The organism is Paraburkholderia sp. BR14312 (assembly GCF_040948675.1).
In the GTDB taxonomy this organism is placed as follows: Bacteria; Pseudomonadota; Gammaproteobacteria; order Burkholderiales; family Burkholderiaceae; genus Paraburkholderia; species Paraburkholderia nodosa_A.
Window position 1 is genome coordinate 123,396 of record NZ_JBFPKI010000008.1, and the last position, 23,200, is coordinate 146,595.

Annotated in this window: 20 protein-coding genes; 13 read left to right on the forward strand and 7 right to left on the reverse strand. The window is 65.2% G+C overall.

The features are described from left to right. Window positions 1-36: 36 nt before the first annotated feature. The 6 genes from hutC (at window position 37) to hutG (ending at window position 7,029) form a co-directional block, all read left to right on the forward strand. The gene (gene hutC, locus AB3X98_RS23135; protein WP_069269295.1) at window positions 37-750 is read left to right on the forward strand and encodes a histidine utilization repressor; all 714 of its coding nucleotides are present in this window, start codon (window positions 37-39) and stop codon (window positions 748-750) included. A gap of 398 nt (window positions 751-1,148) precedes the next feature. Then, window positions 1,149-2,837 (forward strand): urocanate hydratase, encoded by a 1,689-nt coding sequence (hutU, locus tag AB3X98_RS23140; RefSeq protein ID WP_368603598.1) that lies wholly within the window; start codon window positions 1,149-1,151, stop codon window positions 2,835-2,837. Further along, window positions 2,834-3,523 (forward strand): HutD family protein, encoded by a 690-nt coding sequence (locus AB3X98_RS23145; protein ID WP_342946304.1) that lies wholly within the window; start codon window positions 2,834-2,836, stop codon window positions 3,521-3,523. The genes hutU and AB3X98_RS23145 overlap by 4 nt, the downstream gene beginning before the upstream one ends. After that, entirely contained in the window at window positions 3,523-4,755 is a 1,233-nt protein-coding gene (gene hutI / locus AB3X98_RS23150; protein WP_368603597.1) for an imidazolonepropionase, read from the forward strand. The genes AB3X98_RS23145 and hutI overlap by 1 nt, the downstream gene beginning before the upstream one ends. Before the next feature lie 14 nt (window positions 4,756-4,769). Continuing rightward, on the forward strand, window positions 4,770-6,188 hold the full coding sequence (locus AB3X98_RS23155) for a formimidoylglutamate deiminase (protein WP_368603596.1): 1,419 nt from the start codon (window positions 4,770-4,772) through the stop codon (window positions 6,186-6,188). A gap of 31 nt (window positions 6,189-6,219) precedes the next feature. Next, window positions 6,220-7,029: an N-formylglutamate deformylase gene (gene hutG, locus AB3X98_RS23160; protein ID WP_368603595.1), complete on the forward strand. Its 810-nt coding sequence runs from the start codon at window positions 6,220-6,222 to the stop codon at window positions 7,027-7,029. Window positions 7,030-7,103: 74 nt separating this feature from the next. On the opposite strand, the gene AB3X98_RS23165 is transcribed toward hutG, so the two are convergent. From AB3X98_RS23165 to AB3X98_RS23185, 5 genes are all read right to left on the reverse strand, one after another. After that, window positions 7,104-8,162 carry a porin gene (locus AB3X98_RS23165; RefSeq protein WP_368603594.1) on the reverse strand — a complete coding sequence of 353 codons (1,059 nt, stop codon included), beginning with the start codon at window positions 8,160-8,162 and terminating at the stop codon, window positions 7,104-7,106. A gap of 107 nt (window positions 8,163-8,269) precedes the next feature. Next, complete coding sequence (locus AB3X98_RS23170; RefSeq protein WP_342946299.1) at window positions 8,270-9,697, reverse strand: cytosine permease; 1,428 nt, start codon at window positions 9,695-9,697, stop codon at window positions 8,270-8,272. Window positions 9,698-9,824: 127 nt separating this feature from the next. Continuing rightward, complete coding sequence (locus tag AB3X98_RS23175) at window positions 9,825-11,387, reverse strand: phospholipase D family protein (protein ID WP_342946640.1); 1,563 nt, start codon at window positions 11,385-11,387, stop codon at window positions 9,825-9,827. Window positions 11,388-11,592: 205 nt separating this feature from the next. Continuing rightward, on the reverse strand, window positions 11,593-11,898 hold the full coding sequence (locus AB3X98_RS23180; RefSeq protein ID WP_069267167.1) for a hypothetical protein: 306 nt from the start codon (window positions 11,896-11,898) through the stop codon (window positions 11,593-11,595). 253 nt (window positions 11,899-12,151) lie between these two features. Then, entirely contained in the window at window positions 12,152-13,015 is an 864-nt protein-coding gene (locus tag AB3X98_RS23185) for a LysR family transcriptional regulator (protein ID WP_069267166.1), read from the reverse strand. A 154-nt stretch (window positions 13,016-13,169) separates the two neighbouring features. Between AB3X98_RS23185 and AB3X98_RS23190 the strand changes: the two genes are divergently transcribed. The 3 genes from AB3X98_RS23190 to AB3X98_RS23200 all read left to right on the forward strand — a co-directional run bounded on the left by AB3X98_RS23190 (window position 13,170) and on the right by AB3X98_RS23200 (window position 16,693). Beyond that, complete coding sequence (locus tag AB3X98_RS23190) at window positions 13,170-14,807, forward strand: gamma-glutamyltransferase family protein (protein ID WP_368603698.1); 1,638 nt, start codon at window positions 13,170-13,172, stop codon at window positions 14,805-14,807. 99 nt (window positions 14,808-14,906) lie between these two features. Beyond that, window positions 14,907-16,235, forward strand: a complete 1,329-nt coding sequence (locus tag AB3X98_RS23195) for an MFS transporter (protein WP_368603593.1) — start codon at window positions 14,907-14,909, stop codon at window positions 16,233-16,235. Between the two features lie 209 nt (window positions 16,236-16,444). Then, window positions 16,445-16,693 (forward strand): hypothetical protein, encoded by a 249-nt coding sequence (locus AB3X98_RS23200; RefSeq protein WP_069267164.1) that lies wholly within the window; start codon window positions 16,445-16,447, stop codon window positions 16,691-16,693. A 45-nt stretch (window positions 16,694-16,738) separates the two neighbouring features. Here the strand turns inward: AB3X98_RS23200 and AB3X98_RS23205 are convergent, their stop codons facing one another. Further along, complete coding sequence (locus tag AB3X98_RS23205; RefSeq protein WP_368603697.1) at window positions 16,739-17,698, reverse strand: D-2-hydroxyacid dehydrogenase; 960 nt, start codon at window positions 17,696-17,698, stop codon at window positions 16,739-16,741. A 270-nt stretch (window positions 17,699-17,968) separates the two neighbouring features. On the opposite strand from AB3X98_RS23205, the gene AB3X98_RS23210 reads away from it, so the two are divergent. The 4 genes from AB3X98_RS23210 (at window position 17,969) to AB3X98_RS23225 (ending at window position 21,649) form a co-directional block, all read left to right on the forward strand. Continuing rightward, window positions 17,969-19,159, forward strand: coding sequence for a CaiB/BaiF CoA-transferase family protein (locus AB3X98_RS23210; RefSeq protein WP_069267162.1), 1,191 nt, complete (start codon window positions 17,969-17,971; stop codon window positions 19,157-19,159). Window positions 19,160-19,174: 15 nt separating this feature from the next. Next, window positions 19,175-20,152 (forward strand): hydroxymethylglutaryl-CoA lyase, encoded by a 978-nt coding sequence (locus AB3X98_RS23215; protein ID WP_368603592.1) that lies wholly within the window; start codon window positions 19,175-19,177, stop codon window positions 20,150-20,152. A gap of 13 nt (window positions 20,153-20,165) precedes the next feature. After that, the gene (locus AB3X98_RS23220) at window positions 20,166-20,558 is read left to right on the forward strand and encodes a VOC family protein (protein ID WP_069267160.1); all 393 of its coding nucleotides are present in this window, start codon (window positions 20,166-20,168) and stop codon (window positions 20,556-20,558) included. A gap of 185 nt (window positions 20,559-20,743) precedes the next feature. Next, complete coding sequence (locus AB3X98_RS23225; protein WP_069267159.1) at window positions 20,744-21,649, forward strand: LysR family transcriptional regulator; 906 nt, start codon at window positions 20,744-20,746, stop codon at window positions 21,647-21,649. 69 nt (window positions 21,650-21,718) lie between these two features. On the opposite strand, the gene AB3X98_RS23230 is transcribed toward AB3X98_RS23225, so the two are convergent. Continuing rightward, complete coding sequence (locus AB3X98_RS23230) at window positions 21,719-23,164, reverse strand: MFS transporter (protein WP_368603591.1); 1,446 nt, start codon at window positions 23,162-23,164, stop codon at window positions 21,719-21,721. Window positions 23,165-23,200 lie beyond the last annotated feature (36 nt).

Sequence of the window (23,200 nt, forward strand, 5' to 3'; positions counted from 1 at the left end):
CTGCGGCGACCTCCCGTTCATTCGAAGATCGAGACCATGCAAAAGAAGACGGTCAGCAGTGCCCCGTTGCCCGCCTATGAGCAGATCAAGCGCCATGTGCTCGCGCAGATCGAAAGCGGCGCCTTGCGGCCCGGCGACGTGGTGCCTTCCGAAACGGAACTGGTGAAAGAGTTCGGTGTGGCGCGCATGACGGTGTCGCGCGCGCTACGAGAACTGATGGCCGAAGGCGTGCTGAACCGGGTGCGCGGCTCGGGCACGTACGTCGCGCCGCGCCAGTACGAATCGACGGTGCTGCAGATCCGCAATATCGCCGACGAAATCGCGGCGCGCGGCCATCGGCATGCGGCGCGTGTGCTGGGGCTGGAGGCGAGCGACGATCCGAACGCGATCGCCGCGCTCGAACTCGACGCCGGGCCGGTGTTCCACTCGCGCATCGTGCACAGTGAAGAGGGCGAGCCGATCCAGTACGAGGACCGTTACGTGAACCCCGAGGTGTTCCCCGACTACCTCGCCCAGGACTTCACGGTCGAAACGCCGAATCACTACATGGTGCGCCTCGCGCCGATCCAGCGCGCGGAGTTCCGCATTTACGCGCAGAAGCCCGATGCACGCGTGCGGCAGTATCTGGAGATGGAAATCGGCGAGCCTTGCCTGCTGTTGCTGCGGCGCACGTGGGTGGGGCGTCATGTGGCGACTTCCGTGCGCCTGTGGCATCCGGCTTCGCGGTTTCATCTGGCGGGTACTGTTTGAGCCTGGGCGGCGAGGCCGCTCACTTCCTGCTTACTTGCTGAACTGCAGTCCACCGGACGCTCGAGCGCTCCGTCCCTCTTGATCCCTGCCCGCATCAAGCCCGCCACTTTCGTTTGCGTGGGCGGTCTGGCCGCGTCTACAGACCATGCACTGTGTCGGGCTGTTTGCAGACATCTTGTCTAGACAAAGCTTCACGGCTCGCCTGCCCGTTTCTTCGCTCCGATAGGCCGAACTCGGCGAGTTTTGTCAGGGTAACTACTAACCCACGTTTTTTTGAAACGAGTTGTATATACAACTTGGCGGCGGTAGACTTAACCCACGTTGCAGCGCTCATTGCATCTCCGCGGGCGCAGCCCTCCACCTCCAGCTTGCTATCCAGACTCGACGGACTCGAACAAATGAACCAACCGAACTTCACCGACCCGCGCCTCGACCCGACCCGCACGATCCGCGCGCCGCGCGGCAGCGAGAAGGTCTGCAAGACCTGGCTGGCGGAAGCCGCCTACCGGATGCTCCAGAATAATCTGGACCCCGAGGTCGCCGAGCATCCGCATGCGCTCGTGGTGTACGGCGGCATCGGCCGCGCGGCGCGCAACTGGGAGTGTTTCGACCAGATCCTCGCGTCGCTCAAGGACCTGAACGAGGACGAGACGCTGCTGATCCAGTCGGGCAAGCCCGTGGGCGTGTTCCGCACCCATGCCGACGCTCCGCGCGTGCTGCTCGCGAACTCGAACCTCGTGCCGCACTGGGCCACGTGGGAACACTTCCACGAACTGGACCGCAAGGGCCTGATGATGTACGGCCAGATGACCGCGGGCAGCTGGATCTACATCGGCTCGCAGGGCATCGTGCAGGGCACCTACGAAACGTTCTATTCGGTCGCGAACCAGCACTTCAACGGCGACCCGAAGGGCCGCTGGATTCTCACGGGCGGCCTCGGCGGCATGGGCGGCGCACAGCCGCTCGCGGCGACGATGGCGGGCTTCTCGATGATCGCGGTGGAATGCGACGAGACGCGCATCGACTTCCGCCTGAAGACGCGCTACGTGGACCGCAAGGCGAAGACCATCGACGAGGCGCTGGCCATCGTCGAGGAAGCGAAGCGCACGGGCAAGCCGGTTTCGGTGGGCCTGCTCGGCAACGCCGCCGATGTCTTCGCCGAGTTCGTGAAGCGCGGCATCACGCCCGACTGCGTGACCGACCAGACGAGCGCGCACGACCCGATCAACGGCTACCTGCCGCAGGGCTGGACCGTGGAGCAGTGGCGTGAAGCGCAGAAGGTCGCGCCGGAAAGCATCGTGAAGGTCGCGAAGGAATCGATGGCCCACCAGGTGCGCGCGATGCTCACGCTGCAGGAGCGCGGCGCGGCCACGCTCGACTACGGCAACAACATCCGCCAGATGGCGCTCGAAATGGGCGTGGAAAACGCGTTCGATTTCCCGGGCTTCGTGCCGGCATATATCCGTCCGCTGTTCTGCGAGGGCAAGGGCCCGTTCCGCTGGGTGGCGCTTTCGGGCGATCCTGAGGACATCTACAAGACGGACGCCAAGGTCAAGGAGCTGATCCCCGACGATCCGCACCTGCACAACTGGCTCGACATGGCGCGCGAGCGCATCGCGTTCCAGGGCCTGCCCGCGCGTATCTGCTGGGTGGGCGTGAAGGATCGCTATCGTCTCGGCCAGGCGTTCAACGAAATGGTCAAGAACGGCGAGCTGAAGGCGCCGATCGTGATTGGCCGCGACCACCTCGACACCGGCTCGGTGGCGAGCCCGAACCGCGAAACGGAATCGATGAAGGACGGCTCGGACGCGGTGAGCGACTGGCCGCTGCTCAATGCGCTGCTGAACACGGCGGGCGGCGCGTCGTGGGTGTCGCTGCACCACGGCGGCGGCGTGGGCATGGGCTTCTCGCAGCACTCGGGGGTGGTGATCGTGGCGGACGGCACGCAGGCGGCGCACGAGCGTCTGGGCCGCGTGCTGCTCAACGATCCGGCCACGGGCGTGATGCGCCACGCGGACGCCGGCTACGAACTCGCGCAGCAGACCGCGCGCGAGGCGGGTCTCAAGCTGCCGATGCTCGGCCGATGAGCGGCGCGAAAGCGATAGGGGGCGCGGTGCAGGCTGCCAGGCTCACGCTGCTGCGTGGCGCGGCGCTCGTGGCGTCGCCGTGGAAGAACGGCGGCGGCGTCACGCGCGAAATCGCGGTGGCGCACGTGGCATCGCGTGCCGACGCGTCACTGGACGCGTTCGCGTGGCGCGTGAGCGTGGCCGATGTCGCGCAGGCGGGGCCGTTCTCGCGCTTCGAGGGCGTCGATCGGACGCTGGTGCTGCTCGACGGCGCGGGCATGCTGCTCGACGAAGCGGGGCGTACGCATGTGCTCACGCAGCCCCTCGACGTCGCGCATTTCGCGGGAGAAGCCGCGATCGACGCGCGCCTCGTGAACGGCGCCACGCGCGACTTCAACCTGATGGTGCGCCGCGATGCGGCGCGCGGCACGCTCGAAGTGTGGCGCGCAAACGAGCGGCGCAGCATGCATGCGCAAACGGTATTGCTCTACTGCGCGCAGGGCGGGCAGGATGTGCGCGTGGATAACGAACGTCACGTGCGCCTCGAAGCGGGTGACACGCTGCGCATCGATACGCTCGATGCGCAACGCTCCTTGAACATCGACACGCGCGGCGCGGGCGCCTTGCTCGCCGTTGCGCTAGATGTGCTGCAAGAGCCGCCGCAAGACACTACGGAAACGGCATCGCGCGATGCTGTGCATACCTGATGAAACGCACACTCTGGCAAAACCTCAACCTGTGCCCGCATGGCGATCCGGGCCACGTCGTCGAGAACGCGGCGATTGCTGTGGAAGACGGCAAGATCGCGTGGCTCGGCGCCGCTGCCGAATTGCCCGCGCCATTCACCGATTGGCCGTGCGAGGACCTGGGCGGCGCCTGGGTCACGCCAGGCCTCGTGGATTGCCACACACACCTCGTCTATGGCGGACAGCGCGCCGATGAATTCGCGCAGCGCCTTGCGGGCGTGAGCTACGAAGAAATCGCGCGGCAGGGCGGCGGCATCGTCTCGACGGTGCGCGCCACGCGCGCGGCCGACGAAGCCGCGCTGTTCGCGCAGTCGGCAACGCGCCTCGAAGCGTTGCTCGCCGAAGGCGTAACGGCAGTCGAGATCAAATCGGGCTATGGCCTCGATCTGGCGAGCGAGCGCAAGATGCTGCGCGTCGCGCGTCAGCTTGGCGAGCGTTATCCGGTCACGGTGCGGACGACGTTTCTCGGCGCACATGCGTTGCCGCCCGAGTTCGCCGGCCGTGCCGACGACTATATCGACGAAGTGTGCGAACGTATGCTTCCTGCGCTGGCCGACGAGGGGCTCGTGGACGCTGTCGATGTGTTCTGCGAACGAATCGGCTTTTCGCTCGCGCAGAGCGAGCGCGTGTTCGAGGCGGCCGCGCGGCGCAAGCTTGCGGTCAAGATGCACGCCGAGCAGCTTTCCAATAGCGGCGGCGCAGCGCTCGCGGCGCGTTACAACGCGTTGTCCGCCGACCATCTCGAGTTTCTCGACGAAGCGGGCGTCGCCGCCATGAAGCAGGCGGGCACGGTGGCGGTGCTGCTGCCGGGCGCCTACTACTTCATCCGCGAAACGCAGCTGCCGCCGCTCGACTTGCTGCGGCGCTACGAGGTGCCGATCGCCATTTCGACCGACAGCAATCCGGGCACGTCGCCCGCCACTTCGCTGCTGCTCATGATGAACATGGCGACCACGCTGTTTCGCATGACCGTGCCCGAGGTGTTGCAGGGCGTGACGCGGCATGCCGCGCAGGCTTTCGGCGACGCAGAGCGTCATGGCACGCTCACGGCTGGCCGTCCCGCAGACTTTGCCGTTTGGTCGGTGCAGTCACTCGCGGAGCTGGCTTACTGGATTGGCCGTCCGCTCTGCGCGCGCGTGGCGCGCGGCGGCGAGACCGTCTTTGAGCGTCGCGCATTTGAGCGTCGCGTTTGAGCGCAATTTTCAGCATGAATCACACCATCGAAACGAATCCGACTTCGCGCGCGCTCTTCGCCGAGTACGCTTACTTGACTGACGGCTGGCGCCGCAACGTGCTGCTCGAATGGGACGCCGCGGGAACGCTGCGCAACGTGACGCCCGATCTGGCGCAAGCGCCTGAAGGCGTCGCGCGTGCGTCGGGCCCGATCACGCCTGGCATGCCTAACCTTCATTCGCATGCGTTTCAGCGCGCCATGGCGGGCCTCACCGAATATCGCGCGAACCCCACCGACAGCTTCTGGAGCTGGCGCGACCTCATGTACCGCTTCGCGGCGCGCATCACACCCGACGATCTCGGGGCGATTGCGCGCTGGCTGTATGTCGAGATGTTGAAGGCGGGCTACACCTCTGTTTGCGAATTCCACTACGTGCATCACGGCAAGGATGGCCAGCGGTATGCGAGCCCCGCCGAACTGGCGCAACGCGTGGTGGACGCAGCGAACGTGACCGGCATCGGCATGACGATGCTGCCCGTGCTCTATCAATACAGCGGCTTCGGCGCGCAAGCGCCGCGCGACGATCAGCGGCGCTTCATCAATACGCCGGAACAGTTGCTCGGCATCGTCGAAGCGCTGCGTGCGTGGCAGCCCGAGCACGGCGCGTTGCGCTACGGCGTCGCGCCCCATTCGCTGCGCGCCGTCTCGCACGACTCCTTGCGCGCGCTGCTGGAAGGCCTGGATCGAGCGCTTCCCGGTGCACCGGTGCATATTCACATCGCCGAACAAACGGCCGAAGTCGAGGCATGCATGGCGATCGAAGGCGCGCGGCCGGTGCAATGGTTGCTCGACCGCTTCAACGTCAACTCGCGCTGGTGCCTCGTCCATGCCACGCATATCGATGCGAGGGAGACCGCCGCGCTTGCGCAGAGCGGTGCGATTGCGGGTCTGTGCCTCACGACCGAGGCGAATCTTGGCGACGGCATTTTCCCCACGCGCGAGTATCTCGATGCGGGCGGCGCGTTCGGCGTGGGCTCGGACAGTCACATCGGCGTGGACTGGCGCGCGGAGCTTCGCTTGCTCGAATACGGTCAGCGGCTCGCACGGCGCGAGCGCAACGTGTTGGCCTCGACGCATCAGGCACACGTTGCGGACCGCCTGTTCGACGCAGCGCTCGCCGGAGGCGCCAGTGCTACGGGGCGCAAGGTTGGCGCATTGAAGGAAGGCGCGCGCGCCGACTGGATCGTGCTCGACGCTCAACATCCGAACCTCGCCGAGCAAAAGCCGCTCACGTGGCTCTCGTCGGTCGTCTTTTGCGAACATGGCGAAACGCCCGTGCTCGACGTCTATACCGGTGGCGTCAAGGTCGTGGAAGCGCGCCGCCATCGCGACGAAGCCCGCCTTTACGCCGACTACCGCGCGGCGCTCGCCAGACTGCTGGCTGGTGATTGAACGCAGGCGCCAATTCACGAGGCAACTTTCGATGACCGATATCTTTTCGCTGGAACGCGGCACCGCGCCGCTCATCATTTCGATCCCGCACCTGGGCACGCACATTCCGGCCGCGATGCACGGCGAGTACACGGACGTGGCGCTAACCGTCGCCGATACGGACTGGCATCTCGATCGCCTTTACGCGTTTGCGAAGGAGCTGGGCGCGACCGTGTTCGGCGCGCGCGTTTCGCGCTATGTGATCGACCTGAACCGCCCGCCGAACGACGAGAGCCTCTATCCCGGCCAGACCACCACGTCGCTGTGTCCGACCGAAACGTTTCGCGGCGAGCCGGTCTACCGCGACGGCTGCGTGCCCGACGCGCCTGAACGCCAGCGCCGCGTGAAGACATTCTGGCAGCCGTATCACGACACGCTCGCCGCCGAACTCGAGCGCCTGCGCGCGGCGCATGCGAATGTGCTGCTGTGGGAAGCGCATTCGATCGCGAGCGTTCTGCCGCGTCTGTTCGACGACAAGTTGCCCGACCTGAACATCGGCACCCAGGACGGCCGCACGGTGAACCCGGCGGTGCAGGCGCGCGCGGAACGCGCGGCGGCGGCAAGCGGCTATTCGTGGATCGCGAACGGACGTTTCAAGGGCGGCTACATCACGCGCCATTTCGGCGCGCCGCAGGACGGCGTGCATGCGATCCAGCTGGAGATGTGCCAGTCGGTTTACGTGAACGAAACGGCGCCGTTCGACTACGTTCCCGCGCTTGCGGAGAAAGTCCAGCCGGTGCTGCGCGAAATGGTGGGCGGCGCGCTTGCGGAAATCGAGGCGATGAACGCCGCTGCGGCCTGAGCATTCCCGACGGCCGTCCAGGCTGGGCGTGGGCACAACGGCTCTCGATCGACGATCGAGAGCCGTTGTTGCGTTTAGAAGCGGTGAACGATGCCGATCTGCACGCCGCGCGCGTCCGCGCCGGGGTAGGCGAGCGGCAGGCCCGGATTCGCCGCGCCGGCGAGCGTGTAACTTGCCTGGTTACGGTTGCGCAAGAACGAAAGTGCGCCGTAGAAGTTCGTGGTTTTCGACAGGTCGTATTCGTACATCAAACCGATCTGATCGGCATTGTCCCCTTGCGACGTGCGATCGTGCAGGGTGGCGTAGCCGAGCGACACGGCATTGTTCACGTTGAACTGATACTTCGCGGAAAGGCCCGCGGTATAGGCGTTCAACGCCAGGTCGGGCCATTTCATGTCCGAATAGCCGCCGAAGATCGTGACGCGCCCGATCGCGTACGAGGCGCCCGCCATGATCGTGCGGTCTGTTGCGCTGCCCTCGCTGTTCTTGAGCCACTGTCCCGCCACGAACGTGGCGAATGGGCCGTGCGCATAGGTCACGTCGAACTGTTGACTCGAGCCCGCGGAGCGCAGGCCGCCTGCTTCGCCGAAGCCCACGTAGATGCCGGCCTGAAGGCCCGCGAATTCCGGCGTGACATAGGAGACGGTGTTGCTCGTGCGGAACGTGAACACCGTGAGGTTGTCCATGGCCGAAGCCTGTGTCACGCCGCCAAAAGCGTCCTGGCCGCCTTGATCGTTGAAGAGCGGCGAATTTTGCCGGCCCACGCGCACCTGGCCCCAGCCGCCCGAGAGGCCGACCCATGCCTGGCGATCGAACAGCGAGCCCTTGGTGGCCAGCGTGCCGTCCGTGGGGTTGAAGCCGTTTTCGAGGGCGAACGACAGCGTCTGCCCGCCGCCCAGGTCTTCCTTGCCTTTGAGGCCGAAGCGGCTGCCCCATTGACCGCTCGAACCGAGCGCGGCCGTGTAGCCATTGCCGGTGTTGACGTATTGGGCGAATTCGTCGATGAGCCCATAGAGCGTCACGCCGTCCTGGGCAAGCGCGTTGTGCGCGAAGAGGCCGAGTGCGGTGGCGCAAAGTGAGTTTCTCGTGGCGCGAGCGGAAGGGCGAACAGCTGTAGCGGGGTGCTTTTTCATTATCAGTACAACTATTTTTCGGAGGAATGAAACGAACGCGCGGGTGGTGAGGCCCGCGCGAATGGGAACTATGTGGATCAGCGAAGCGGCGCGCTGCGCCGCACGGGTCAATCCTGCTCGACCGGCAGGATCAGGCGTTCCGGAATGACCGGCGGCGTGAGGCGCATGGCGGCGTAGTAGAGCACGCCCGGCACGATCAGGCCGAGAATCCACGAGATGTCCGTGCCGCCGAGTGCGTCGACGAAGGGGCCCGTATAGAAGCTCGTCGAGATGAACGGCATTTGCACCAGCACGCCGAGCACGTAGATGCCAATGGCCTTGGCGTTCCAGCGGCCGTAGCGGCCATCGGGATTCGAGAGCGCCGGCACGTCGTAGCGCGAGCGCGTGAAGCAGTAGAAGTCCACCAGGTTGATCGCGCTCCACGGTGTGAAGAACGCCAGCAGAAACAGGATGAACGCCGTGAATTCCTTGAGGAACGAGTGGCGCCCCGCAAGCGCGACGAGCGTCGAGATGCCCACCATGCCGATGATGTAGAGGAAGCGGTGGCGCGTGGAAATTGCACGCTTCGCGCGAAACGCGCTCACGATCGTCGCCATCGACATGAAGCTGCCGTAGGCGTTGAGCGTGGTGACGGTGAGCTTGCCGAACGCAATGCTGAAGTAGAGCATCGCGGCGACTGCGCCGCTCGCGCCGAGGCTCACGATATACGCCACCTCATGGTGCGCGAACGCGTGGCCCGCGAGCGCGGCCGCAAACACGCCGAACACCATCGCTGCCTGCGCGCCGACCACCGAGCCGAGCCCGACGGCGAGGAACGTGCGCACGGGCGAAGTCGAGCGCGGCAAGTAGCGCGAATAGTCGGCAACATAGGGGCCGAATGCGATCTGCCACGAAGCCGAAAGCGACATGGAAAGCAGGAAGCTCGCGATCGAAAAATGGCGATTGGCCAACAGTGCGCCGATATCGTGGTGCGCAAAGAGCTGCGCGAACATGAACACGAACGCGAGCACGCCGATCACGCTGGCAATGCGGCCGACGAAGTGAATCGAGCGATAGCCGAGCAGCGTCAGCACGACGATGAGTGCCGCGAAGAGGCAGATGCCCGCGGTATCGGAAACGTCGAGTAGTTGCGCCGTGGCCTGGCCGGCAAGCACCGTGCCGCTCGCGGAAAAGCCGACGTACATGATGCAGACGAGCACGATTGGAATGGCCGCGCCGTAGACGCCGAACTGCACGCGGCTGGAGATCATCTGCGGCAGGCCGAGCTGCGGGCCTTGCGCGCCGTGCAGCGCCATGACCGTGCCGCCTATGAGTTGGCCAGCCAATAGCGCGATGAGCGACCAGAAGACGTCTCCGCCAAGCACGACGGCGAGCGCGCCGGTAATGATCGCGGTGACCTGCAGGTTCGCGGAAAGCCAGAGCGTGAACTGGCTGAACAGGCTGCCGTGGCGCTCAGAATCGGGGATGTAGTCGATCGAACGCGTTTCCAGGATCTTGCGGCCATCGGTTTCGAGGTTGGCGACGGATTCAGGCATGGCCACGGACGGCTCCGAACATTGGGGTGAGTGCAGGGCGTCCGCGAGCCGCGGACGATGGGAATGTCCGCATGATGTTGTATAGACAACTTAGGAGAAATTGGGGATTACCCTGTCGATGCGTGGCTTACAAAAGCCACTCGATAGGCAGGGTGGAGAAGAACCAGACGCTCAGGCGCTGGTTCCATGTGGTGTTCGGCTCGGTGTCGTAGCGGATGACCGTGTCATCGGAAAGGCGCGTCCAGTAGAGCTTGCCGTTCTCGTCGAGGTGCGCCTGATACGCGAGCTGCGGCACGCGCGTCCAGAACGCTTTTTCGATCTGGGTGGCGAGCACGGGGCTGTCGATCACGAGCCCGAGTTCGGTGTTGAGGTTGGCTGAGCGCGGGTCGAAATTCACCGAGCCGACGAAGACGCGCTCTGCATCCACAGCGAAGGTCTTGGCGTGCAGGCTCGAGCCCGTGCTGCCGAACGGGCCACTGCCTGCGCCTTTGCCCGCGGCTTTGTCTGAACCCTTGCTCGTGCCCGCCGCGCGCCGCAGTTCGAACAGCTCCACGCCGCCTTTGAGCAGCGCCACGCGGCGCCGCGCGTAGCCGGAATGGACGGCGGACACATCGGTGGCTTCGAGCGAGTTCGTCAGTACTCGCACGGTCACACCCTGGGCGGCGAGCTGGGTGAAGTATTGCGTGCCCACCTCGCCCGGCACGAAGTACGGCGAAACCAGATCGAGTTCGCGGTGCGGATCGCCGACGATCTCGTGGAGCTGGCTGAGGATGAGCGTCTCCTTGGGCGCCGTGCCCAGCGCTTTGGCCGGATCGTCGCTGACCAGCTGCGTCTTCGCCCATTCGAGCGGCAGCGTGCCGTCCAGCAGACGGCGCACGTCGGTGGTCTTGCGCAATGATTCGATGTATTCCGCCGCGGCCGGATCGGTGCGCGCGGCAAGCGCTTCGCGATCGAGTGTAGCGAGTGCATCGGGCGCCACGTAGGGCAGGATTTGGGACGCGGGGAATGACGAAGCGCTGGCCCAGTAGCGGTCGAAGTCGTTCGCGACATCGGTGGCGGCGGGGCCGATGGCGAGCACGTCGAGGTCGGCGAATACGACGCCGTCGGTCGCGCCAAAATATTCGTCGCCGATATTGCGGCCGCCAAGGATGGTCGCCACGCCGTCAGCCGTGAGCGACTTGTTGTGCATGCGCCGGTTCAGCCGCGAGAAGTCGGTGATAAAGCCGATGGCTTTGGGCTTGCGGGTGACGAACGGGTTGAACAGCCGAACCTCGATGTTGGGATGCCCATTGAGCGCCGCGAGCGTGGGATCGAGCGAGGACGGAATGCCGTTGTCGTCGAGCAGCAGGCGCACGCGCACGCCGCGGTCGGCGGCTTCGCGCAGTTCTTCGAGCAGCAGCGTACCCGTGAGATCGTTGCGCCAGATGTAGTACTGGACGTCCAGCGTACGCTGGGCGTTGCGCACGAGCGCCACGCGCGAGGCGAACGCGTCGAGCGGGTTCGCGAGCGGGTCGATGCCGGTGGAGTCGGGATGGGTGGCGAGTTCGGCCGCTACGGCTTTGCCAAGTTGAGTCGATCGCGCTTCGGCTGACGTGAGCGCAGTCGTTTGCGTGCGCTCGCCGATAGGAGGTAACTGCTGACACGCGGCAAGACCTGTGGCGAGCGCGATTGCGCACAGCGGCAACGCCATGGCGCGCAGTTTTTGCAACCCGTTTGCAGTCAGCGCGATGAGCGATCTTTGCATGGAGCGTCCGCTTTTCCGTGTCGATCCCGCTTCGAGGCGCGAAGCGCGGGGCTTCGCGAGTGAGCGTGCAACGACGTTAGCTTACGCGATTGGCGTGGCGGGCACCACGACGGGCGTACAGCCCAGGAGCGAACGCGTGGGTGTTGCGAGCTTAGTGCGCGTCGAGCGCCGCTTGCGCGCGGGCGCGGGAGTCTTGCGCCGACTGGTTGCGCTCGGCCCGGGCGTCACGTGCTTCCTGCTTGAAGGTCTGGCGCGCTTCCGCCGTGCGGGCGCGCTGTTGCCGGTTGGCCTCGCGAACTTCCATGCGCTTCTGAACGATCGGGTCGTTATGCGTCACCGTGGTGGCGGGCTGGCCTTCCTGGCTTGCCGGTGCGGGGGTCTGTGCAAACACCTGGCCCGCAAACAGGGCGCTGGCCACGATCGCGACGACGGCAACGGTGCGAGTTCTGATTTTCATGAGTTTCTCTCCGGAAAATAAGTTTGGGTTGCTAATTAATTCTCGTGCTCAGGTAAAGCCGAGAGCGGGGCCTGACGAGCGATCAGAGGCGGGTGGCCTCGTCCGCTCTTGTTTTCTGAGCTTTCATTTTACTTTCGAGTTGAGGCAGGTCAACCCTAGAGAGGCTCTAGCGACATGGCCGTGCGGCCGCGATGCGCCTGTTCATAGGCCATTGAGGAATTCGCATGACAGATGGTCGCAGTTGCGCGTTCTGTCACCGACGCAGCATGTCTGCAATCGTTTGTGTGAGCAACGTCTGCTTGTGTGCTTTCCGGTGAATCATCCCCACCGTGCGGATGAGTGGCCGCCCAGGCAGCGGCACGAGTCGCAGATTCGGATCGCTCTGCCATTTGCCGCCTTGCAGGACGGGTAACACACTCACGCCCACGTCGTTGCGCACCAGCGAGACGATCGTTTCGATCGAGTTCAGCTCCAGGTATTCGAGCGGTTCGATGCCTAGCTCGCGCAGGGCGCGGTCGATCACGACGCCCGTCGGCACGCGCCGGTCGAAGCGCAGAAAGCTGCGCTCGCGCAGGATGCGTCGCGCATCGTCGCCGGGCGTCGCGCAGCTCGTCACGAGCATGAGGGGCTCTTCGTAGAGCGGCGTCCAGGCGAGCGACTCGTGAAGCGAACCATCTGCACTGCCAACTACGACGGCGAGGTCCACGTCGCCGTCCTCCACCATGCGCGCCAGTTCGTTCGAGCGCGCGGAGGTGAGGCGCACTTCGAGTTCCGGGTGGCCCGTTTTCAGATGCGCGACGGCCAGCGAAAGCGCGCCGATCACCGACACCACCGCGCCGATGATGATCGAGCCGCGCATCGTGTCGCCGGCGCTGGCGGGCAACTCGTCGATCAGCGCGAGAATGTGATCGACCTTCGCGCAGATTTCGCGGCCTTCGCGCGTGAGCGCGACCTGGCGCGCGCGGCGGTCGAAGATCTGCCGGCCGAGCGCTTCTTCGAGCCCGCGCATTTGCAGGCTCACGGCCGCCTGGGTGAGCGCCGATTTTTCCGCCGCCGTGGCGAACGACCCGCTGCGTGCGACGGCCTGCAAGGTGCGGAGCATGCGTAGGGTTAGCATGTAAATAAAACTTAAGTGTCGACAATAAAATATTAGTATTTTTTTGCTTGATCCTTCAAGATAATCGACAGATCGGCGTGAGCCGTGCGCCCCGCAATTGAGTGCGGCACTGCGCGTGCCGCTGCTTTCGTTCATTACCGAAATCCGGACTTCCATGACGCGCTTCAACTGGCAAAACCCCTATCCGACGCCGCGCCTGCCGGTGTTCGCCCGCAATATCGTTTCGACATCGCATCCGCTTGCCGCGCAGGCCGGGCTGCGCATGCTCTGGAAAGGCGGAAATGCCGTCGACGCCGCCATCGCCGCCGCGGCCGCCATCACCGTGGTCGAGCCGGTATCGAACGGCCTGGGCAGCGATTGCTTTGCGCTCGTGTGGGATGGCGCGAAGCTGCACGGCCTGAACGCGTCGGGCAACGCGCCGGCGGCGTGGAGCGTCGACTATTTCCGCCGCAAATACGGCGAGGAAAACGGTCTCGCGAAGCAGCCGAAACGCGGCTGGGACACGGTGACCGTGCCTGGCGTGATCGCGGGCTGGGAAGCGCTGCATGCGAAGTTCGGCAAGCTGCCATTCGCGGACCTGATGGAACCGGCCATCGAGATCGCGGAGCGCGGCCATGCGGTAGCGACTATCGTCACGCGCAAGTGGCAGGCGGCGATTCCCGAGCTGCACAATCAGCCGGGCTTTGCCGAAACGTTCATGCCGCGCGGCCGCGCGCCCGAAGTGAGCGAGCGCGTGTGCTTCCCCGGCCACGCCGCCACGCTGCGGCGTCTTGCGGAACGCGGTCCGCGCGACTACTACGAGGGCGAGCTCGCCGAGCGCATCGCCGCGTTTGCGCGCGAAGGCGGCGCGGCGCTCACGCTGGACGACCTGCGCAACTATCGCCCGGAATGGGTCGAGCCGATCGGCAAGAACTATCGCGGCTACACGGTCCACGAGATTCCGCCGAACGGACAGGGCATCGCCGCGCTGATCGCGCTCGGCATTCTCGAGCAGTTCGACATGGGCTCGCTCGCGCTCGACAGCCTCGAATCGCAGCATCTGCAGATCGAGGCCATGAAGCTCGCGTTCGCCGACGTCTATCGCTACGTTGCCGATCCGCGTTCGATGGAAGTCACGCCCGAGCAGATGCTCGACGACGCCTATCTGAAAGCGCGCGCGAAGCTGATCGACCCGAAGCGCGCCACGCATTTCGATTTCGGCATGCCGCGTTCGGGCGGCACGATCTATCTCTGCGCCGTGGACGAGCGCGGCATGATGGTCAGCTTCATCCAGTCGAACTACATGGGCTTCGGTTCGGGCGTGGTCGTGCCGGGCACGGGCATCGCGCTGCAGAACCGCGGCTGCGGCTTTTCGATGGACCCGGCATCGCCCAACGTCGTGGCAGGCGGTAAGCGCCCGTTTCACACCATCATTCCGGCGTTCCTCACGCAGCAGGTGGACGGCCGCCAGGAAGCGGTGATGAGCTTCGGCGTAATGGGCGGCGACATGCAGCCGCAAGGGCATTTGCAGTCGGTCGTGCGCATGCTCGACTACGGCCAGCAGCCGCAGGCCGCGTGCGATGCGCCGCGCTGGAAGGTCAACCGCGACTTCACGCTCGACATCGAATCGACCTTCAATCCGAAGACGGCGCGCGCGCTGCAAGGGCTCGGCCACGAGATCAAGGGCATCGACGATCCGTACATGGACTTCGGCTCGGGCCAGTTCATCTGGAAGCTCGATCGCAACGATCCCGAGCGCGGCTATGTGGCCGCGAGCGACACGCGCCGCGACGGGCTCGCAGCGGGTTTCTAGGCGGCAAACCGGCAAGCAGTATTTGAGGCGAGCGGGAATACCTCGCTCGCGGTTCACGACGATCAATGAGTAGACCAAATAAAAACGGAGGAGACTGACATGGAGACCGGTTCATCGGTAACGGGTGCGCCGCTCAGCCGCGGCATGGTGCGCCGCATCGTGTTCTCCTCGTCGATCGGCAATGCGCTGGAGTGGTTCGACTTTCTCGTGTACGGCTACTTCGCGCCGATCATCGCGAAGCAGTTCTTTCCCGTGCACGACGAATGGCTGTCCACGCTGCTGGCGGTCGGCACCTTCGGCATCTCTTTCCTCATGCGGCCGCTCGGCGCGATCGTGCTGGGCGTCTACGGCGACCGCAAGGGACGCAAGGCAGCGCTCACGCTCGCCATTGCGCTCATGATGGCGGGCACGCTCGCCATGGCGGTCATGCCTCCGTATGCGTCGATCGGCATCGCCGCGCCGCTCCTGATCCTGCTCGCCCGCCTCGTGCAGGGCTTTGCCGTAGGCGGTGAATTCGGCAGCGCGACGGCGTTCATGGTCGAACACAGCCCCTCGAAGCGAGGCTACTACGCGAGCTGGCAGTTCGCGAGCCAGGGCGCGGCCGCGATTCTCGCAGCGTCGTTCGGCGGCGTGCTCGCATGGTGGCTGCCGCCCGAGCAGTTGCAGGCGTGGGGCTGGCGCGTGCCGTTCTTCTTCGGGCTCGTGCTCGGGCCCGTGGGCTGGTACATTCGCTCGCATCTGGACGAGACGCCCGAATTCGTCGCGAACCAGCAAGCGCACAGCGAACAGGATGCGCGCGCAACGAGTGAGCCGGGGCTCGGGCGCCAGTGGGTGAACCTGGTGCTCGCGGTGGGTATCGTTGCGCAGTCCACCGTCGGCGTGTACATCCTCCAGCTCTACATGCCGATGTACGCGGTGAAGCAGCTCCACATGGCGGCGGCAACCTCGTTCGGCGTGGTCGTGCTCAACGGCGGCCTGCAGTTCGCGCTTTCGCCGGTGATGGGCGCGCTCTCGGACCGCATCGGCCGCATCCGCATCATGCTGACCACGTCGATCCTGCTCGCGGCGCTCACGTATCCCATGTTCGCGCTGCTGCAGCGACACCCCACGCTCGGCTGGCTGCTCGTGCTCCAGGGCGCGGCGGGCATCTTCAAGGCCGCCTATTCGGGCCCGATGCCCGCGCTGATGTCGGAGATCTTTCCCGTGCGCGTGCGCTCTGCGGGGCTTTCCATCGCGTATAGCCTTGGCGTGACGCTCTTCGGGGGCTTCGCGCCGACGATTGCCGAAGTGCTGATTCACGTGACGGGCGATACGCTCGCTCCCGCGTATTACGTCTCGCTTGCCGCCGTGATCTCGGGCGTTTCGCTCGCGATCGTCGGCTGGCGGACGATGCGGAAGGCTTCGATGCGCACCACGCTCGCGAGCTGAAATTCGGAAGTCCGAACTGACCCGATTGTTCTTGCGCCCGCAGAATCGCTCCTTAAACAGGGCGTGAATGCGGGCGCGGTGTTTTTGCACGACTTCTTCGCGACTTCGTGCGGACCTCGCTGAAGCGTCACGAAAGTGGTGATATAGTCGCCCCCTCACCGCCGTCCGGCGGGGCGAGCATTACGTTTTGTCAGGTTTCGGGAGAGTATATGGCAGTCGAATATCGTGGCTTTCGAGTCACTGTCGATGCGAAAGCAGACGCGACGGACACGCAATGGCTGTGCCGCGCGGTTATGGAAGGTGTCGACGCACAGGTGGAAACGGCGAAGCTGCCTTCCGTGGAGCTTGCCATTCCCAAGCTGAAGATCGATGTGCTGATGGCGCTGAGCGTGGTCGAGCAAACGGCGAAGCAGGCCGTCGACGAATGGTGGCACGCCAGGCAGCCGGAAATGGCCTGATGTTTCAGGCGCAGGCAACCCCGCTGCGGTTGCCGCGCCTCGCGCTCAACGCGCACTGACCCGATTGCGCGGCGTGCCTTCGCAAAACGCCGCGATGTTTTCCACGAGTTGATCCGCAAGCGCCTGCATGGCTTCATCGCTCGCCCACGCAACGTGGGGTGTGAGGATGAACGCCGGATGCGAGACGATGGCCTGAAACGGGTGATCGGCAGGCAACGGTTCCTGCGTCACGACATCGAATCCCGCGCCTGAAATCGCTCCGCTTTGCAGGGCGTCCACCAACGCCGCTTCGTTCACGAGTCCCCCACGCGCCGTATTGATCAGCAAGGGCCGCCGCTTCATGCGCGCGAATGCCGTGGCGTCGATCAGATCCCGCGTTTCCACGGTGAGCGGACAATGCAGCGTAATGATGTCGCTTTCTTCTAGCAGCGCTTCGAGCGGCACGTAGCCCGCTTGCGCGTCGTTGCGCGTCTTGCGCGCGGCGAACAGCACGCGCAGGCCGAGCGCGCGTCCCATTTGCGCGACGGCCTGTCCCAGTGCGCCGTCCCCGATGACGCCGAGCGTCGAACCCGCGAGATTGCGGATCGGATGATCAAAGAAGCAGAACTGCCCCGATTCGAGCCAGCGCCCTGCGCGCACGGCGTCGCGATACGCGGCCAGGCTGCGGCGCAGCGCAAATATCAATGCGAACGTATGTTCCGGCACGCTGTTGCCGGCGTAGTCGCGCACGTTGCTCACGACGATGCCGCGCGTCGCGCAGGCGGCCAGATCGACGTTGTCTGTACCCGTGGCGGCGACGGCGACCATGCGCAGGCGGGTCGCGCCAGCCAGCGCTTCGGCGCTGATGCGCGCCTTGTTCGTGATGACGATATCGGCGTGGCGAATGCGGGCGACGACCTCTTCGGGCGCGGTGCGCTCGAAGGTTTCCAGGGTGTGGTCGAACGGCAGCGGACGCAGCCGCGTCTGGGGCGCGAGCGTCGCGCGATCGAGAAAAACGACGTGCATGATGTCTGGCCTGAGCGAAAGAGGGGGCAGTCCGCGATTGTCGCGCACCGGGTGCGCGGCTGGCTTGCTCGATCCGCCAACTGGGTTTCCGGTGAGGAAATGCGCAGCGACGCCGCGCCACAGGCCTTCGCTGCCTTTCCATTTGCTCAAGCCAGATTGCGCAAGCATCGATTATCAAAGGGTGCGGTCCGGTTCATCATGTCTCCCATAGTCAGTCGCAGACAGTCCGAAATAACCCCTTTCATGTGACCAGAGTCAGGAGACACAGCCATGCCACGACCACTCGAAGGCATCCGCGTTCTGGAGCTCGGACAGCTCATCGCGGGTCCGTTTGCTGGCCGCATGCTCGCCGAGTTCGGCGCGAGCGTCATCAAGGTGGAGCCGCCCGGCGTGGGCGATCCGTTGCGTAAGTGGCGCCTGCTGCACGACGGCACGTCGGTCTGGTGGGCCGCCCAGTCGCGCAACAAGGAATCCATCACGCTCGATCTGCGCACGCCCGAAGGGCAGGACGTGATTCGCCGTCTCGTAGCGGAAACCGACGTGCTGATCGAAAACTTCCGCCCCGGCACGCTCGAAGGCTGGGGCCTCGGCTGGGACGAACTCAGCGCGATCAACCCCGGCCTCATCATGCTGCGCGTGTCGGGCTACGGGCAGACCGGCCCGTATCGCGACCGGCCCGGTTTCGGCGTGGTCGCCGAAGCGATGGGCGGCCTGCGTCACCTGAGCGGCGAGCCTGAGCGCACACCGGTGCGCGTCGGTATCTCGATCGGCGATTCGCTCTCTGCGCTACATGGCGTCATCGGCGTCCTGCTGGCGCTGCGGCATCGCGAGCAGCAGGGCGGACGGGGCCAGGTCGTCGACGTCGCGCTCTACGAGTCGGTCTTCAACATGATGGAAAGCCTGCTGCCCGAGTATTCGGTGTTCGGCGCCGTGCGCCAGCCGGCAGGCAGCAGCCTGCCCGGCATCGCGCCGAGCAACGCCTACCGCTGCAGCGACGGCAAGTACGCGCTGATCGCAGGTAATGGCGACAGCATCTATCGCCGCCTGATGGAACTGATCGGCCGCCCGGACCTGGGCAACGATCCGGCGCTCGCGCAGAACGACGGACGCGTCGCGCAGGTCGAGCGCATCGACGCCGCCATCGGCGAATGGACCGCGCGGCACACGCTCGACCAGGTGCTCGCGGCGCTCAACGAGGCGCGTATTCCAGCGGGCCGCATCTACGATATCGCAGACATTGCGGCCGATCCGCATTACCACGCCCGCGAGATGATCGTGGACGATACCTTGCCCGACGGCACGGCGGTGCAAGTGCCGGGCGTGGTGCCCAAACTGTGCGGCACACCCGGCACGATCGAGCGTAGCGCGCCGACGCTCGGCGAGCATACCGAAACGGTGCTGGAATCGATAGGCGTAGACGCCGCTACGCGCGAAACATGGCGCGCGCGCGGTGTGATCTGAACGGAGAGCGGCAAGATGACAACCGGAAATAAGGACAACTTCAAGGGCAAGGTGCTGTATCTGAACGAAGTCGCGACGCGCGACGGTTTCCAGAACGAAGCCGCCTTCATCGACACTGACGACAAGATCGCGCTGATCGACCGCCTGAGCGCCTGCGGCTACGCGAAGATCGAAGTGACCTCGTTCACGTCGCCCAAGGCGATTCCCGCACTGCGCGACGCCGAGGCGGTGATGCACGGCATCGAGCGCGTGCCGGGCGTCGTCTATACGGTGCTCGTGCCGAACGTGCGCGGCGCGGAGCGCGCGCTGTCGTGCAACGTCAATGAAGTGAATCTCGTGATGTCGGTGAGCGAGACTCACAATCGCACCAACCTGCGCATGACGCGCGAGCAGTCGTTCGCGCAGTTGCGCGACGTGATCGACGCCGTGCGCGGCACGGGCGTCGCGATCAATGTTTCGCTCTCCACAGCAATGGGCTGCCCGATGGAAGGCGACGTGCCCGTGCAGGACGTGCTCGGCTGGATGCAGCGTTTTGCCGAACTGGGCGTGCAGGGCGTGACGCTTTGCGATACCACCGGCATGGCGCATCCCGCACAGGTACGGACGTTGTGCGAAAGCGCTGCGCAGGCGTTCGGCACACTCGAACTGACGCTGCACTTCCACAACACGCGCGGCATGGCGCTCGCTAACACGCTTGCGGCGCTCGATGCGGGCATCGTGCGCTTCGACGCTTCGCTTGGCGGTCTTGGCGGCTGTCCGTACGCGCCGGGTGCGAGCGGCAATGTGTGCACCGAAGAACTCGTGCACATGCTCGAACTCGACGGCTACGACACCGGCGTCGATCTCGCCGCCGTGCTCGACGCCGCCGCGCTGTTGCCCGGCCTGATCGGTCATGACGTGCCCAGCCAGATTCTGAAGACCGGCCGCCGCCTCGACCTGCATCCGGTGCCTGAGCAGGCGCAAGGCATGCCCCCACAACGCGCGTACTCATGACAAGGAGCGAAGCATGGCGTTGATCGACCACCTCGACCACCTGGTGCTGACCTGCGTGGACCCTGAGGCCACGAAGCACTTCTATACGGAAGTGTTGCAGATGCAACTGGAGACCTTCGGTGCGGGGCGGCTCGCGTTTCGCTTCGGCAACCAGAAGATCAATCTGCATGTGCGTGGCGCGGAATTCGAGCCCAAGGCGCATGTGCCGGTGCCGGGCGCGCTCGATCTGTGCTTCATCGCCGCGGTGCCGCTCGATGTGGTGATCGCGCATCTCGCCGGGAAGAACTGGCCGATCGTCGAAGGTCCGGTCGAGCGCACGGGTGCGACGCAGAAGATTCGCTCCGTTTATGTGCGTGACCCCGATCTGAACCTCATCGAAATTTCCGAGCCGATCCAGGCCGGTTGATCCCTCTCGCCAGTTTTTGCCGTCGAGCCGGGGGGCGCCGGTTGGGCGGCGAGCACGCCGGCCCGCATGGCCGGCACGCGGACGTGCATCGCAGCACGTCCGCCTCTCCATTCGCACATCTGCACTTCCTCCCGAGCCCGCGATGCAGGACAATCGTCTCTCGCGCCGGCTTTGCCCCATTCATCATGGTCAATCCACTTCACTTCGATCTGCAGTCGCTGCGGGTCTTTCTGCTCGTCGCGGAACATGGCAGCCTCACCAAGGCCGCCGAGCACGGGCAGCTCACGCTTTCGGCCGTCAGCAAGCGCATTGCCGAACTCGAAAGCGTGACCGACTGCGCCTTGTTCATCCGTCGCGCGCGCGGCGTGGATCTGACGCCCGCTGGCCATGCGCTGCTGGAGCACGCCACGCGCGTGGTCGATCAGGTCAATCGCATGGCCACCGAAATGAGCGACTACGCCGCCGGCGTGCGCGGGCACGTGCGCATGTGGGCGAATACGTCGGCGATCGTGCAGTTTCTGCCCGTCGATCTCGCCTGCTTCCTGAATGAGCATCCAGGCATCAAGGTCAGTCTCGAAGAGCGGCTGAGCCACGAAATCGTGGAAGCGCTCGGCGCAGGCAAGGCCGACCTCGGCGTGTTCGCCGACAACGTGCCCGCACCCGGCATCGAGCGGCGCCTCTATCGCCGCGACGAACTCGTGTTGCTCGTGCCGCGCAGTCATCACTTTGCGCAACTCGAGGTGATCCGCTTCGCCGATACGCTCGACGAAGACTACGTGGGCCTGAGCGATGGCAGCTCGCTGCTCGCGCGCATGACGGACGCGGCATTCGCCGTCGAGCGATCGCTGAAGCTGCGCATCCAGGCCTCGAACTTCGACGGCGTGTTTCGCATGATCGAAGCAGGACTGGGCATCGGCGTGCTGCCGCGCGACGCGGTGAGCGACGAGCGCGGCAAAGCCGGCGTCGTCAAGGTGAAGCTGGCGGACACGTGGGCGACGCGCACGCTCTGGATCGGCATGAAGGCGGATAGCGCGCCAAGCTCGGACATCGTGAGCCTGTTCGACTACATGTCGGCGCGCGCAGAGCAATGAAAAGCGGGGCGGCCCCGCAAGACGCGGCAGCCGCCCCGGTGACGCTGGGACGCTTGAGGTATCGGACGCTCAGACGGGATTGATCTCATCCTGGCTGCGCCGCGTGGTGAGGGGCCCGAACGCACGCAAGGTCACGGCAACGATGGCCAGCGCGGCGGAGATCACCCCGAACATCGCAATCGGGCCGTGCTGCGTGAGCACCGGCAACAGGATGAAGGGCAGGGCGCTGCTCATGATGCGCGAGAGCGAATAGGTGCTGCCGATCGCTGTCGAGCGCACGCTGGCGGGGAAAATCTCGGCCTGGTACACGTGGTAAGCGTTGCTGAACACATTCGATGCGCATGTCGTCAGTACGCCGAAGCAAACGATCAGCACGGCCTGCCCCGAGTACGCGAAACCAAGGCCAAAAATACCGATGGAGATCAGCGAGGCGATCACGAGCGTGCGGCGCTCGATCCAGTTGAGCAGCGGCACGGAGAGCAGCGAGCCGATCGGGTAGCCGAGGAACGAGAGGGCCACGAACAGCGTGCTGCCCGTCACGTCGATGCCGCGGCTCTTCACGACGACGCCCGCAAGCGTACCGAAGCCGTAGTAGCCGAAGGCCTGGAACAGGTGAAACACGACGAGCATGACATAGCGCTTGTCATAGGGCGCGCGCCGCAGCAGGGCAATGCGTTCGGCGAGGCTCAGCGGATGCTGGCGCGTTTTCGGCTCGGCAAAGCGCTTCGGCATCGGCGCGCCGGCGCTTTGCGCGAAGCGGCCCAGCATCGCATAGGCCTCGTCGGCGCGGCCTTGCGCCAGCAGCCAGCGTGGGCTTTCCGGCAGGCGATGCTGCACGGCCAGCACGAACAGGGCGCCAAGGCTGCCGATGGCGAGGATGATGCGCCATCCCGCAATGCCGGCAGGATGGATCGGATTGAGCCAAACCGCGAGGAAGCCGACCAGCGGCACCGCGACGTACGAGGTGGTATTGGCCCACGCGGCCATCCGGCCGCGTTTCTCCTTCGGCAGGATCTCCGAAAGGAAGCTATCGGCCACGGGATAGATCGCGCCGACGCCCACGCCGGTCAGAAAGCGGCAGACCACGAGCATGGTGGCGTCCACGGAGAACGCTGCGAGCAGCGAGAACGCGCTGTACCACACGAGCGTGAACAGGAAGGCGCGCCGGCGGCCGATGCGGTCGGCGAGACTGCCGAGGAAGAGCGAGCCGAAGAACATGCCGACGAAGGCCGAGGCCAGCAAGAGCTTGAACGCGAGGCTGTGCGCATCGAGTCCGTATTCGTTCTGCAGCGCGGCGCCGATCGAACTGACGAGGAAGATCTCGTACATGTCGAAGAAGAGGCCAATGCCGATCACCCACACCACGAAGCGGTGCAGCGCGCCCACGGGCATGTCGTCCATGAAGCTGCTGAGCGTGACGCCCTGGTGGCCTGGCAATGGGGCTTCCGCGGTGAGCGGGCGGCGTGGCGCTTCGCCCGGCGCGCTGCCGCCCAGGTCGAGGGGATGGCTGTTCATGCTGTCTCCGGTATTTTCGATGCCGCGTTACGAGCC